At 68.8% G+C, this 12,725-nt stretch carries 13 protein-coding genes and 1 tRNA gene; 10 read left to right on the top strand and 4 right to left on the bottom strand.

Features of this window, described 5'->3' with window-relative positions; genetic code table 11:
- Positions 1 to 74 precede the first annotated feature (74 nt).
- From AC1DZY_RS10180 to AC1DZY_RS10155, 6 genes are read left to right on the top strand one after another with little or no spacing between them, the layout of a single operon-like run.
- Complete coding sequence (locus AC1DZY_RS10180; RefSeq protein WP_476819988.1) at positions 75 to 1,193, top strand: NAD(P)/FAD-dependent oxidoreductase; 1,119 nt, start codon at positions 75 to 77, stop codon at positions 1,191 to 1,193.
- A complete protein-coding gene (locus AC1DZY_RS10175; protein WP_476819987.1) occupies positions 1,174 to 1,470 on the top strand; it encodes a (2Fe-2S)-binding protein in 297 nt (98 codons plus the stop codon). Before AC1DZY_RS10180 ends, AC1DZY_RS10175 begins: the two co-directional genes overlap by 20 nt.
- On the top strand, positions 1,467 to 2,864 hold the full coding sequence (locus AC1DZY_RS10170; RefSeq protein WP_476819986.1) for an FAD/NAD(P)-dependent oxidoreductase: 1,398 nt from the start codon (positions 1,467 to 1,469) through the stop codon (positions 2,862 to 2,864). The genes AC1DZY_RS10175 and AC1DZY_RS10170 overlap by 4 nt, the downstream gene beginning before the upstream one ends.
- Positions 2,861 to 3,991, top strand: coding sequence for an NAD(P)/FAD-dependent oxidoreductase (locus AC1DZY_RS10165; RefSeq protein ID WP_476819985.1), 1,131 nt, complete (start codon positions 2,861 to 2,863; stop codon positions 3,989 to 3,991). Before AC1DZY_RS10170 ends, AC1DZY_RS10165 begins: the two co-directional genes overlap by 4 nt.
- A complete protein-coding gene (locus tag AC1DZY_RS10160; protein WP_476819984.1) occupies positions 3,988 to 4,926 on the top strand; it encodes an ABC transporter permease in 939 nt (312 codons plus the stop codon). Before AC1DZY_RS10165 ends, AC1DZY_RS10160 begins: the two co-directional genes overlap by 4 nt.
- Positions 4,923 to 5,792 (top strand): ABC transporter permease, encoded by an 870-nt coding sequence (locus tag AC1DZY_RS10155; protein ID WP_476819983.1) that lies wholly within the window; start codon positions 4,923 to 4,925, stop codon positions 5,790 to 5,792. The genes AC1DZY_RS10160 and AC1DZY_RS10155 overlap by 4 nt, the downstream gene beginning before the upstream one ends.
- A 16-nt stretch (positions 5,793 to 5,808) precedes the next feature.
- Here the strand turns inward: AC1DZY_RS10155 and AC1DZY_RS10150 are convergent, their stop codons facing one another.
- Positions 5,809 to 6,300, bottom strand: coding sequence for a DUF302 domain-containing protein (locus AC1DZY_RS10150; RefSeq protein WP_476819982.1), 492 nt, complete (start codon positions 6,298 to 6,300; stop codon positions 5,809 to 5,811).
- Between the two features lie 195 nt (positions 6,301 to 6,495).
- Here AC1DZY_RS10150 and AC1DZY_RS10145 point away from each other — a divergent pair, with 195 nt between their 5' ends.
- Positions 6,496 to 7,635 carry a YeeE/YedE family protein gene (locus tag AC1DZY_RS10145; RefSeq protein ID WP_476819981.1) on the top strand — a complete coding sequence of 380 codons (1,140 nt, stop codon included), beginning with the start codon at positions 6,496 to 6,498 and terminating at the stop codon, positions 7,633 to 7,635.
- Positions 7,636 to 7,708: 73 nt separating this feature from the next.
- On the opposite strand, the gene AC1DZY_RS10140 is transcribed toward AC1DZY_RS10145, so the two are convergent.
- A tRNA-Met gene (locus tag AC1DZY_RS10140) sits at positions 7,709 to 7,785 on the bottom strand.
- 294 nt (positions 7,786 to 8,079) lie between these two features.
- On the opposite strand from AC1DZY_RS10140, the gene AC1DZY_RS10135 reads away from it, so the two are divergent.
- Positions 8,080 to 8,418 carry a hypothetical protein gene (locus AC1DZY_RS10135; protein ID WP_476819980.1) on the top strand — a complete coding sequence of 113 codons (339 nt, stop codon included), beginning with the start codon at positions 8,080 to 8,082 and terminating at the stop codon, positions 8,416 to 8,418.
- Positions 8,419 to 8,452: 34 nt separating this feature from the next.
- Here the strand turns inward: AC1DZY_RS10135 and AC1DZY_RS10130 are convergent, their stop codons facing one another.
- The gene (locus AC1DZY_RS10130; RefSeq protein WP_476819979.1) at positions 8,453 to 9,094 is read right to left on the bottom strand and encodes a class I SAM-dependent methyltransferase; all 642 of its coding nucleotides are present in this window, start codon (positions 9,092 to 9,094) and stop codon (positions 8,453 to 8,455) included.
- 28 nt (positions 9,095 to 9,122) lie between these two features.
- Complete coding sequence (mnmA, locus tag AC1DZY_RS10125; RefSeq protein WP_476819978.1) at positions 9,123 to 10,307, bottom strand: tRNA 2-thiouridine(34) synthase MnmA; 1,185 nt, start codon at positions 10,305 to 10,307, stop codon at positions 9,123 to 9,125.
- 223 nt (positions 10,308 to 10,530) lie between these two features.
- On the opposite strand from mnmA, the gene AC1DZY_RS10120 reads away from it, so the two are divergent.
- Positions 10,531 to 11,991 (top strand): flagellar hook-length control protein FliK, encoded by a 1,461-nt coding sequence (locus AC1DZY_RS10120; protein ID WP_476819977.1) that lies wholly within the window; start codon positions 10,531 to 10,533, stop codon positions 11,989 to 11,991.
- A gap of 18 nt (positions 11,992 to 12,009) precedes the next feature.
- Positions 12,010 to 12,714 carry a flagellar hook assembly protein FlgD gene (locus tag AC1DZY_RS10115; protein ID WP_476819976.1) on the top strand — a complete coding sequence of 235 codons (705 nt, stop codon included), beginning with the start codon at positions 12,010 to 12,012 and terminating at the stop codon, positions 12,712 to 12,714.
- The last annotated feature ends 11 nt before the right edge of the window (positions 12,715 to 12,725 follow it).

Genomic DNA, 12,725 nt, shown 5'->3' with positions numbered 1-12,725 from the left:
ACGGAGCCCAAAAATACGACTTTGACGAAATACAGGATGGGTCCCTAACCTGCGATCACGCAAGAGGGAAATCGATGCGCCCGGACGTGGTTGTGATCGGCGGGGGAACGGTTGGAGCCGCGATCGCCTATGGGCTGTCGAGCCGGCGCCTGAAGGTGCTGCTGCTCGACGGCGACGACGGCGATTTCCGCGCCGCCCGCGCCAATTTCGGGCTGGTCTGGCTGCAGGGCAAGGGCATGGACATGCCGGCCTATCAGGCGCTGACGCGCGAGAGCATTGCGCTTTGGGGTGCGTTCAGAAGCGACCTGACCGACACGACCGGCATCGACCTGCAATACGAGCAGAATGGCGGCCTGAGCTTCTGCCTGGGCGAGGCCGATTTCGAGAAGCGCGCACTGCAATTGCAGCGCCTGCACAATCAGTGGGGCGGGGCGCAACCGGATTGGGAAATGCTCGACCGGGCCTCGCTGCAGCGGCTGCTGCCGAAGCTGAAGCTGGGGCCCGACGTCACCGGCGCGAGCTTCGGGCATCGCGACGGCCATGCCAATCCATTGCGGCTGCTGGCGGCGCTGCATGCCGGGCTCGTCGCGCGCGGTGGAGAGCTGCGCAGCCACGCCACCGTTCGGGCGATCACAGGCGTCGGGGACGATCTGCGGATCGAGTTCGGCGACGAGCAGGTCACGACGCCAAGGCTGGTGATCGCGGCCGGCCTCGGCTCGCAGGCGCTGGCGCGGCAGGTCGGGCTGGAGGTTCCGTTGCGCCCCCAGCGCGGGCAGGTGCTGGTCACCGAGAAGCTCGAACCGTTCATGCCGCTGCCGGCGAGCGGGCTGCGCCAGACCGGGGACGGCACCGTCATGATCGGCGCGACGCAGGAAGAGACCGGTTTCGACGTCTCCACCACCGGCGCGGCCGCAGCCCATCTCAGCCGCAAGACGGTGCGGGTCGCACCGGCGCTCGCGGATGTCACACTGGTCCGGCAATGGGCTGGCCTGCGGATCATGACGCCCGATGGCTACCCGATCTATGCGCAGTCGCGGAGCCATCCCGGCGCCTTCGTCGCGCTTTGCCATTCGGGCGTGACGCTTGCCGCCGTGCATGCGGGAAAGCTCGCCGACGCCATTGTCTCCGGCACCTTGCCGGCGACGCTCGACCCCTTCCATCAAAGGCGTTTCGATGTTCCGAAAGCTGCATGATCCGGCAGGCCAGCCGGTGACGATCTATCTCGACGGCGAGCCCGTCGCCGCCACGCTCGGGGAGAGTATCGCGGCCGTGATGCTGCGCCAGAAGGAGTGCTGGGTCCGCACCACACCGGTGTCGCAGAGCCCGCGCGCGCCCTATTGCCTGATGGGGGTGTGCTTCGAGTGCCTCGCCAGGGTCGACGGCACGTTGTCGGTGCAGACCTGCCTGACCCAGGTCGCGGCCGGCATGCGCGTCGAGCGCCAGCACGGCAAGCGGAGCCTCGAGGTATGACCGAGACCGACCTCCTCATAGTCGGCGCGGGACCGGCCGGCATGGCGGCGGCCGTCAGCGCGCGCCAATGCGGGCTCGATGTCCTGGTGATCGACGACCAGCCGTCGCCGGGCGGCCAGATCTGGCGCGGTGTCGAGACCGTGGCGGCGACCGATCGCGGCAGGCTGCTCGGCGACGCCTACGCCGCGGGGCAGGCGAGCGCTGCAGCCTTTCGCGCCAGCGGCGCGGTCTATGAGGCCGGAGCGCAGCTCTGGCAGGTCGAGCCCGGTTTTCGCGTCTTTCTCACCAAGCAGGGCAAGGCGCGCGTCGTCGCCGCCAAGGCCGTGATTCTCGCGACGGGCGCGCAGGAGCGCCCGGCGCCGTTCCCGGGCTGGACGCTGCCGGGGGTGCTGACAGTCGGCGCGGCGCAGATCATGCTGAAGAGCGCGGGGCAGATTCCGGAGAAGCCGGTCTGGGTCGCCGGCTGCGGCCCCTTGCCCTTGCTCTACATGACGCAGCTTCTGGCGGCAGGCGGCGCGATCGCGGGCTATCTCGACACGACGCCGCGCGGTCGGCTGATGGCGGCGCTGCCGCATCTGCCGGGCGCGCTGCGCGGCATCGGCGATCTTCTGAAGGGGCTGTCGTGGACGGCGGCGCTGAAGCGGGCCGGGGTGCGCGTCGTCAGACACGTCGCCGAGATCGAGGCGCGCGGCGAGGGCCGGCTGGAAGCGCTGCACTTCCGCACTGCGGACGGGCAGGATGAAACTGTGCCGGCCGAACTGCTCTTGACCCATGAGGGCGTCGTCCCGAGCATCCATCCGCCACTGGCGCTGGGCTGCGAGATGGCGTGGTCGCAGGCGCAGGCCTGCTATGCGCCGGTTCTCGACGCATGGGGCGAGAGCTCGCAGGCCCGCGTGTTCGTCGCCGGCGACGGGGCGGGCATTGCGGGAGCAAAAGCGGCCGAACTTCGTGGGCATCTGGCCGGGCTTGCGGCCGCAATGAAGCTCGGACGGCTGGGAGAAGCGGACGCCGCCGCGCGTGCCGCGCCGCTGCGCGGGGCGCTGGCCCGCGAACTGGCTGTCCGTCCCTTTCTCGATGCGCTGTTTGAGCCGCGCGCGCAGGTCTTCGCGCCCGCCGACGAGACGATCATATGTCGTTGCGAGGAGGTGACGGCGCGCCAGATCCGCGACCACGCCAGGGTCGGCCGGCCCGGCCCCAACCAGGTCAAGGCTTTCACCCGCGCCGGGATGGGGCCGTGCCAGGGTCGGCAATGCGGCTACACGGTCAGCCATCTGCTGGCGCAGGCGGAAGGACGCCCCGTCGAGGAGGTCGGCTTCTATCGCATCAGGCCGCCGCTGAAGCCGGTGACGCTCGGCGAGCTCGCCTCGCTCGACCAGCAGGACGACGCCGCGTGATCGGGCAAGCCTACGATGCCGTTGTGATCGGCGGCGGGCTGCACGGCCTGTCGGCGGCGCTGCATCTCGGCCGTTCGGGCCTGCGCGTCGTCGTGCTGGAGCGCGCCTGGGTCGGCCGGCATGCCTCGGGCGCGACTGCGGCTGGCGTGCGTACGCTCGGGCGCGACCTCGCCGAACTGCCGATTTCGCTGGAAGCGATGGCGATGTGGCACCGCATCGAGGATATCGTCGGCGATGATTGCGGCTTCCACGCCCATGGCCAGATCAGGGTCGCGGAATTCGAGGACCAGATGCCCTCCCTGCAGCAGCGCCAGGCGAAGGTTCGCGCGCTCGGACATGACCATGAGGAGATCATCGACCGGGCCGAGCTGCTGCGTCTCGTGCCGGCGCTGAGCCCGCATTGTTTCGGCGCACTGATCGCGCGCCATGACGGCGCGGCCGATCCGCACAAGACGCTGGCCGCCTTCCGGCGCAACTGCGAGGCGGCCGATGTTGTGATCGTCGAGGGCTGCGGCGTCGAGGCGATCGAGCGCCGGGGCTCCGACTGGCTCGTTGTCTGCGGCGAGCGCAGCTTTTCGGCGCCCGTCATCGTCAACGCCGCCGGGGCATGGTCGGCATGGCTCGCGGCGATGATCGGCGATGAGATCGAGCTTGGCCACAAGGCCTCGATGATGATCGTGACCGAGCGGCTGGCACCGTTCCTCGATCCGGTCGTCAGCGTCGTCGGGCGCTCGCTCTCCTTCAAGCAATCGGGGCAGGGCACGCTCGTCATCGGCGGCGGCCTGCAGGGCTCGGCCGATATCGAGGCGCAGCGCAGCGCCGTGAATTTCCTCGAACTGTCGAAGGGCGCGCGCGCCGCGACCGACCTCTTCCCGGCGGTCAGGGATGTCAGGATCGCGCGCAGCTGGGCCGGGATGGAGGCGAAGACCCGCGACCTGCTGCCAGTCATCGGCGCTTCGCCGCATGCGCCCGGCATATTTCACGCTTTCGGTTTTTCCGGGCACGGTTTCCAGCTCGTGCCGGTCGTCGGCGCGATCCTGCGCGATCTCGTCGTCGATGGCGGCACCAACCGGCAGATCGCGGCCTTCCGACCCGAGCGCCTGATGCCGGGAAGGGCGGCGGCATGACCGGCTACGCGCTCAGACGCCTGCTGCTGGCGATCCCGACGCTGTTCGTCATGCTGACGGCGATCTTCGTGCTGGTGCGCCTCGTGCCGGGAGATCCGGCGTCGGTGATTCTCGGCGACCACGCCAACGCAGCCTCGCTGGAGGCGCTCAGGCTGCGGCTCGGTCTCGATAAGCCGCTGCATCTGCAATATCTCGCCTTCATCGGAGACGTGCTCTCGGGCAATCTCGGCCAGTCGCTGAGCAGCGGCCGCAGCGTCGTGCAGGAGGTGCTGCTCGTGCTGCCCTCGACCATCGAACTGGCGCTGGCGGCGATCGCGATCGGCATCGCGCTCGGCCTGCCGCTGGGGATCGCGGCGGCGATCCATCGCAATGGCTGGATCGACTATGTCACCCGGCTGATCTCGCTGATCGGCCTGTCGCTGCCGGCCTTCGTCTCCGGCATCCTCTTGCTGATCGCCTTTGCGATCCAGCTGCGCTGGTTTCCGGTGCTGGGCGGTGGCTCGGGCAGCGCCTCGGAGCGGCTGCGCGGGCTGGCGCTGCCAGCCTTCAATCTCGGCATCATCATGATGGCCTATGTCGTGCGCGTCACGCGGGCGGCGATGCTGAACGTCCTGACCGAGGATTATATCCGCACCGCGCGCGCCAAGGGCGTCGGCTCGACGCAACTCGTCCTGCGCCATGCCCTGCGCAACGGGCTGATCCCGATCATCACGGTCGTCGGGCTCTATTTCGGCACGCTGATCGGCAATTCGGTGCTGACCGAGATCATCTTCAACCGGCCCGGCCTCGGCAAGCTGATCCTCGGCGCGCTGAATGCGCGCGACTACACCCTGCTGCAGGGGTTGATGATCATCTTCGCGATCTGCGTCATCGTCGTGAACACGCTGACCGATCTCGCCTATGGCCTCGTCGATCCGCGGGTGAAATACAAATGAGCGACGCCGCCGCGCCGACCGAAATGCTGCGCCCCGGCGGTCTCTGGGTCGCCTTCTCACGCAACCGGCTTTCCTGGGTCGGGCTCGTCCTGCTGGCGGCGATCGTGATGGTCGCGATCCTCGCGCCCTGGCTGGCGCCCTACGATCCGCTCGAGCAGAACCTCGTGGCGCGGCTGGAACCGCCCTCGGCCGAGTTCTGGCTCGGCACCGACAGCTATGGCCGCGATGTGCTGTCGCGGCTGCTTTACGGCGCGCGGATATCGCTGATCGTCGGCTTCGTGGCGATCCTGATCGCGCTCATGGCGGGTGCGACGCTCGGCATCCTCTCGGGCTATATCGGCGGTGCCTTCGACCAGTTCGTGATGGGGCTGCTCGACGTGATGCTGTCCTTCCCGACGCTGCTGCTCGGGCTGATGATCGCGGCGATGCTGGGGGCGAGCCTGGAGAACCTGATCATCGCCATCGCGATCACCGAGATCGCGCCCTTCGCCCGGGTCGCACGGGCGCCGACAGTGACGCTGAAACAGCGCGAATTCGTGGAGGCGGCGCGCGCCTATGGCTGCAGCCCCTTTCACATCATGCGCGTGCATATCCTGCCCAATATGCGCTCGGACGTGGTGGTGATGACCTCGCTCTGGATGGCCTCGGCCATCCGCACGGAAGCGGCGCTGAGCTTCATCGGGCTGGGCGTGCCGCCGCCGACGCCGACCTGGGGCAGCATGATCCGCGAGGGCTTCGAGAACATCCTCGACGCCTGGTGGCTCGCGGTGTTCCCGAGCCTGGGCATCCTCGTGACCGTGCTGGCGCTGAATCTGCTCGGCGATGCGCTGCGCGACGCCTCCGACCCCCGCTCGCGCGAGGCTTGAGCGGCCCGAGGAGCCGTCAGTTGCCCGCCGCGTCGGCGACGATGCGCTCGAAGATCGGGTCGAGCTCTCGACCCAGCGCCTTGATCGCGTCGCCGTCATAGCGGCCGAACACCGCGCCCGGCCGATGGTAGCGGATGCTGGCGGTTCCGTCCGCCTCCTCGACCAGATGCAGGCGCACCGGCGCCTCGATGCCGGCGTCGAGATTGGCCGAGAGCATGCGGGTCGCGAAATCATTGCGGAAGACGCCGATGACGACGTCGCCGCGAATCGTCAGGCCGCGCGCCTTGGCGCCGTCGCTGGCGGAGGCGCGCGTGACGGCATTCATCCCGCTCTTGGCGATCGCCGCCGTCAGCCGTTCCTCGATCTGCGCGAACGGCACTTTTGTGGAGACGACGCGGTAGCCCTCGCCGGTCTGCGCCAGAGCGCGCGTGGGCGCGCCGAAGAGCGCGGCTCCCGAAGCGAGTGCGGCAACGACCGCGAAGGCGAGTGACAGGCTGCGACGCGACATGGCGATTGGCTCCGGGTTGTATCGCCCTCACGATAGAGGTCTGCGGCCCAACGGGCCGTCACTATGGCGTTACCCGCTGGCCGCCTCTTTGATCTCTCCAGCTTGTGACTTCGTCCCGGCCTGTCGTCCCGGCATGAACGGCGATGAGGGGGCCTTGAGATGAGTTTGTCGAATACCGCTGCGCCGCTTGAGGGAATGACAGGACGAGCGCTGCCGTCGCAAGGCGTGGTCGTGCGGCTTGCGCTTTTGTCGGTGGGCGTCGTCGTCGTCCTGGCCGCCATCGCAGGCGCAGGCTGGCGCGAGCCTGTTCTGGCGCTGGTCGGGGCAGGGCTTGGCTTCGTGCTGTTCCAGTCGACCTTCGGCTTCGCCGGCAGCTTCCGAGCGGTTCTGGAGCGGCGCGATTTCGGCGGCTTCCGGGCGCAGGCGATCGCGCTGGCGCTGACCAGCGTGGTGTTCTTTCCGCTGCTGGGAACGGGCCACGCCTTCGGCCTGACGCTGAGCGGCTTCGTCACGCCGATCGGGGTGTCGTTCGTCATCGGCGCGGTGCTGTTCGGCATCGGCATGCAGATCGGCGGCGGTTGCGCCTCGGGGACATTGTTTGCGCTCGGCGGCGGCAATCTGCGGCTGGTGATGACGCTGGCCTGCTTCATTCTCGGCTCGGCCGTCGGAGCGTCCCATCTCGGCTTCTGGCAGCTCCTGCCGGTGCTGCCGACGGGAACGACGCAGGACCTGCTGGGCTGGCCGGCGGCGCTGATCGTCCATCTCGCGATCTTCGCCGCTATCATCAGGACCGTACCCGCACCGCCGCCCGAGCCTGAGCCAAGCTCGCTCAGTGGCCTGCTGCGGACGCCGTGGCCGCTGCTCTGGGGCGCGGTCGGGCTTGCGGTTCTCAATGCGCTGACGCTGGTTCTGGCCGGCCGACCATGGGGCGAGACCGCCGGGTTCACGCTCTGGGGCTCAAAGCTCGCCGCCGCGATCGGTTTCGAGCCGGCGTCATGGGCCTATTGGCAGGGCCATGACGCGGCGCTGTCGGCCAGCGTCTTCTCGGACATCACCTCGGTCATGGATCTCGGCATCGTCGCGGGGGCTACGCTGGCGGCCGGCCTCAGCGGCCGCTTCCTGCTGCGTTCGGGCGGGGAGGGTCGGGCCTGGCTTGGCGCGGTGCTGGGCGGCTTCCTGATGGGCTATGGCGCGAGGCTGTCCGACGGCTGCAACATCGGCGCGTATTTTTCGGCGCTCGCCTCGGGCAGCCTGTCGGGATGGGTCTGGGTCGCGGCCGCCTTCGCCGGCAGCGCGCTGGGCCTGAAGCTGAGGCCGCTGTTCAGGCTGCCATAGCGTCGCTGCAAGCTCGGCGCGGAACCGCTGCGGACTGGTGGGCCATCGGTCGCGGTTTCGTCATGCAGAGATTTGGTAGCGGGAGAGGGACTTGAACCCCCGACACGCGGATTATGATTCCGCTGCTCTAACCAGCTGAGCTACCCCGCCCCATGATCAGGCCGCCGTGTCTGGCGAGCCGTCAGGACGGCGCGGTATAGGGGGCGAAGCGCGCCGCCGTCAAGCCTCGGGATGCCGGCATCGCTCCAGATGACATGCGCAAGACGCTCGTTGCGCCGTCATCGGTGGGTTTACCATGCGCGCTGAGCATTCTCGTCGCCTTGAAGCGCGGGTTTCCCGGCATAGTTCTCATTGATGCCGGCTGAAGGGGCCGCGGCGAGGATGGCAGGCGATGTCCGTCGCCACCGCTCGCCTGCGTGGCTGGCTTTTTCGGAGACCGCTCTCATGACGATCCACACACAGTCTTTCTCGTTCTCGTCCCGTGCCCTGACCCCGGTGTTCCGGCCGCGTTTCGCAACGTTCGCGGCAGCCGTCGCGCTCGGCGCCGGCGCGCTGTTTGGCTCTGCCGGCAGCCCTGCCTTCGCCGCCGATCGCCCGGCCTGGGAAGAGGGCTGCTCCTACAAGGTGCCGTCCGGCATCCCTGGATTGGGCCTGAGCATGGCCGCCGACATGTGCGCGCGGCTGCGCTTCTGCCAGAGCATGACGGATCAGGGCAAGGACATGTCCCGGATGGCCTGCATCGGCTTTGCGCCTGCGGCGCGTCCGACGGACCGCCGCCTCTGAGGCTGGCCCGTGGCCTGGTGCCCGGCTTGCCGCGTCAGGCCGGGAGCGAGGCGGTCTTGCGCAGGCGCACGACCTTGAAATAGCCCCGGCCGACATGGACCGTTTCATAGCGGCCGGTTTTGTCAGCCCAGCCTGTCAGCCGGCCGACCTTGAAGTCGCTGCTCCAGCCGATGGCCTTGGAGATCGGGGCGAGCGCGGTCCACATCGGCGCAAGCAGACCGTCGTCATCGACGAGGCGGCTCGAGATGATGATCTCGCCACCGGGCTTCAGGACGCGGTCCATCTCGTAAAGCGCCTGTTCGGGATCGGGCACCAGCGTGATCACGAACTGTGCCGTCACGGCGTCGAAGCGCTCATTGGCGAAGCCGAGCCGACAGGCGTCCATCACCATCAGTCCCCGGACATGGCTCAGGCCCTGTCCCGAAACCTTGCGGTTGGCGACCTTCAGCATGTCGAGCGAGAGATCGGCCCCGATGACGTGCGTTTCGGGCGTGAAATAGGGCAGCGTCAGTCCGGTCCCAACGCCGATTTCCAGGATGTCGGGGCCGCAGGCGCAAGCCGCCGCCACAGCCTCACGCTGCGCGCGGGCGAGCAGGCGCTGATAGATCCTGTCGTAGAACTTCGCCCAGGTCGCGTAGACGCGTTTTTGGCCTTCAAGGTCATAGGTCACCGACATGGGCGGCTCGCAGGCTTAACGTAACTGTTCAGGAATGGGCGAGGGCGAGCGAGGGCGCCCTCGCCGGCAGCGCTAGCGGTGGCCGCAGGATCGTGCCGCCGCCGAGCACGCGCGCGCCGGGGCCGGCATCGGTGTAGATCACGCAGGCCTGGCCGGGCGAGACGCCCTCCTCGTCGCTGGTAAGCTCGATCCTGAGCCCATCTACATCGCGGGTCAGACGGGCCTCGCGCGGCGCGCGCGTCGAGCGCACCCGGACGGCGACGTCGAGGCCGTCGGGCGGCAATGCGTCGAGGGCAAAATCGCCGAGCCAGTTCAGGTCGCGCAGGCGGATCTCGCGCACGCCCAGAGCCTCGCGCGGACCGACGATGACGCGGGCGGCGTCGGCGTCGAGGCGCAGCACGTAGAGCGGCTCAGGCGTGCTGAGACCGAGCCCCTTGCGCTGGCCTACGGTGTAGCGCAGCACGCCGTCATGGGCGCCGAGCACGCGCCCGTCGAGGTGGACGATGTCGCCGGGGCGCGAGGCGCCGGGCTTCAGCCGCTCGATGACATCGGCATAACGGCCATTGGGCACGAAGCAGATGTCCTGGCTGTCGGGCTTGTCGGCAATGGCGAGGCCAAGTTCGGCGGCGAGCGCGCGGGTCCGAGCCTTGTCGATGGAGCCCAGCGGGAAGCGCAGCAGGTCGAGCTGCGCCTGCGTCGTCGCGTAGAGGAAATAGCTCTGGTCGCGCGCGGCGTCGGCGGCGCGGAACAGGCCGCGATGGCCGTTGTCGAGCGGCTTGCTCAGGACATAGTGCCCGGTCGCCAGCGCGTCCGCCCCGAGTTCCTGCGCCAGGCCGAGCAGGTCGCGGAACTTCACGGTGCGGTTGCACTCGACGCAGGGGATCGGCGTCTCGCCGGCGAGATAGCTCTCGGCGAAGCGCTCGATCACCGCCTCGCGAAAGCGGCTCTCATAGTCCAGCACATAATGGGGAATCCCGATCGCCTCGGCGACGCGGCGTGCGTCATGGATGTCCTGGCCGGCGCAGCAGGCTCCGGCGCGGTGGACAGCCGCGCCATGGTCGTAAAGCTGCAGCGTCACGCCGACGACGTCGTAGCCCTCGCGCTTCAGCAGCGCGGCCACCACCGAGGAATCGACGCCGCCCGACATCGCCGCGACGACGCGCGTGGCCGCTGGCGGCTTGGCGATGTCGAGGGAGTTGAGGGCTGCGGTCATGCGAAGGGTCCGGTCGGCTGGCGGGCTCTATACCGGCTTTGGCGGCGGCGGGCCAGTCGGGCTGGGCAAATCCTGCCGGGCGGCGGTGATGCAGCAGCGCTTCTTGCCGCACGCCATGCCGCGATCACAGCCCAAGTCATTGATTTTATGTGTGCGGTGCATGGCGCGGGACTTGCTGTCCGAGGGGAGGGGCGCTCCGTCGCCCGTGTTCCGGAATTGCCTGATGTCGGTCCAGTCGCTGCCTTATGTGTCTCCCATCGCCGAGCCGGCTCCGGTGCGCCGTCGCGCGGTCGAGCCGGATTCCAGCCGCGACGACGCAGCTTTCACCTTGCCTGACGACCCGAGACAGGACACCGCTCCCGCCGCCGAACCCGCGAGGCCTCGCGCCAAAGCCGAGCCCGTCGCCGCTGCGGCAAAGGCAGAGGCCGAACCGGTCGCCAAGCCTGCGGCGGCTCCCGTCGCCACGACGGCTCAGGCTGCGGTCGCGGTCAACTCCGCCGAAACGACACAGGCTGCGCCCGCGCCCGCGACAACCCAGCCGGCGAAGCTCGATATCGGTGCGCTGATCTCGATTGCAGTGGCGGTCGCAGGCGAAAGCGCAGCGCCGTCCAAGGGCGAAAAGGACGGCGAGACCAAGAAGGTCGAGGCCGAGGGCGATGCCGTGGCAGCGCCGACCCCCACGGACCTGTCGGCCCTGCTCGCGACTGCGCCGATCGAACCTGCCGCCGCGACGACGGTTCCCGTCGTTCAGGCCGACCTGTCGGCGGCGCTTTTGCTGGCGCCGACCCCGGTGGCGGCTCCAGTTCCCGCCGTCGCCGAGGCTTCGGTCGAGACTGGCGCGATCGACACAGCCGGCGCCAAGGCTGCTGTCGCCCTGCCCGGGATCGCAGTCGCGCTGACAGCCGCCAAGCCCGTCGCGCCGCAGGCCGCGCAGGGCATCCCGGCCGAAGTCGAGACCGACGCGCCGACGACAGGCGAGGGCGACAAGACCACCGCGTCGGGCGCCGGCGAGAAGCCGCTGCTCCATGCTGGCAAGGAAGCGGCGGCTGAGCCCGCCACACCAGCCGCAAACCAGAGCGCCGCATCCGGCGAGTTCAAGCTCGCCGAAGTGCTGCAGCCCGCGCAAGGGCAGATCGACCTCTCGGCGCTGGCGCAGACGCGCCTGGCGAAGCCCGACGCGCTGCCGGGCCTTGCGGAGCTGGATCAGGCGACCGCTGGGCAGACCGCGACGCATGGACAAGCAGCTGCCAACGGGCAGGCGACGCCGCTGCATGTGGTGCCGATCGAGATCGGGCTGCGCGCTCTGGCGGGCTCGCGGCAATTCGACATCAGGCTCGACCCCGCGGAACTCGGCCGCGTCGATGTCAGTCTCGACATTTCCGACAAGGGTGAAGTGAAGGCGCGGCTTGTCGTCGACCGCGTCGAGACCTTGCATCTGCTTCAACGCGATGCGCGCACTTTGGAACGCGCCTTCGAGCAGGCTGGCTTGAAGCCCTCCGATGCGGGCGTCGACATCACCCTGCGCGATCCCGCCGACCAGTCCGGCTTCCGCCAGAACCGCCAGCAGGACGACGCGCCGCGCCGCACCCGCGCCGCCGCGACCAATGACGACGTCGCCATTCCCACCCAGTCCGTGCCGGTCCGCCGCCTCGTCAGGCTCGGCGGCGTCGACCTCAGCATCTGACGGCAAGGAGTTTTCGCCATGGCCGCAGTGACCAACACCACCTCGACGACGGGAACCGGGTTCCAGAACGCGGCCGCTACCGCGGCATCGTCCTCGACCAGCACAAGCGTGACCGGCAGCCAGTCGGCGATCGCGGGGAATTTCGACCAGTTCCTGACGCTGCTGACGACGCAGCTGAAGAACCAGAGCCCGCTCGACCCGCTCGACACCAACCAGTTCACCGCCCAGCTCGTGCAGTTCGCCGGCGTCGAGCAGCAGCTCAAGAGCAACGACACGCTGAGCGCGCTGCTCAGCCTGAGCAAGGCGACGACGACGACCAATGCGGTCGGCTTCATCGGCTCGACCATCACCGCCGATGGCGCGGCAGCCCAGCTCAAGGGCGGCTCGGCCGAGTGGAAGGTCAGCCTGCCCCGCGCCGGCAGCGCCAACGTCACGATCAAGAACGCCAGCGGCAATGTCGTGCAGACCTACACCACGAGCCTCAGCGCCGGCGACCAGACCTATAAATGGGACGGCACGACGTCGACCGGCACGAAGGCGGCCGATGGCGAGTATTCGATCACGATCGACGCCAAGGACGTGTCCGGGCAGGCCATCACGGCAACGACCGAGATCAAGGGCGTGGTCGACGGAGTCGATCTCTCGGGCACCACGCCGATGCTCAAGATCGGCACGATCAGCGTCGCCATCGACAAGATCAAGAGCGTGGTGAAGCCGCAGTGAACGGCGAATCA

The sequence above is a fragment of the Allobosea sp. P2_A10 genome (genome assembly GCF_056405115.1).
The sequence above is the reverse complement of the archived record's forward strand: the minus strand, read 5'-3'. Positions and strand labels throughout refer to the sequence as shown.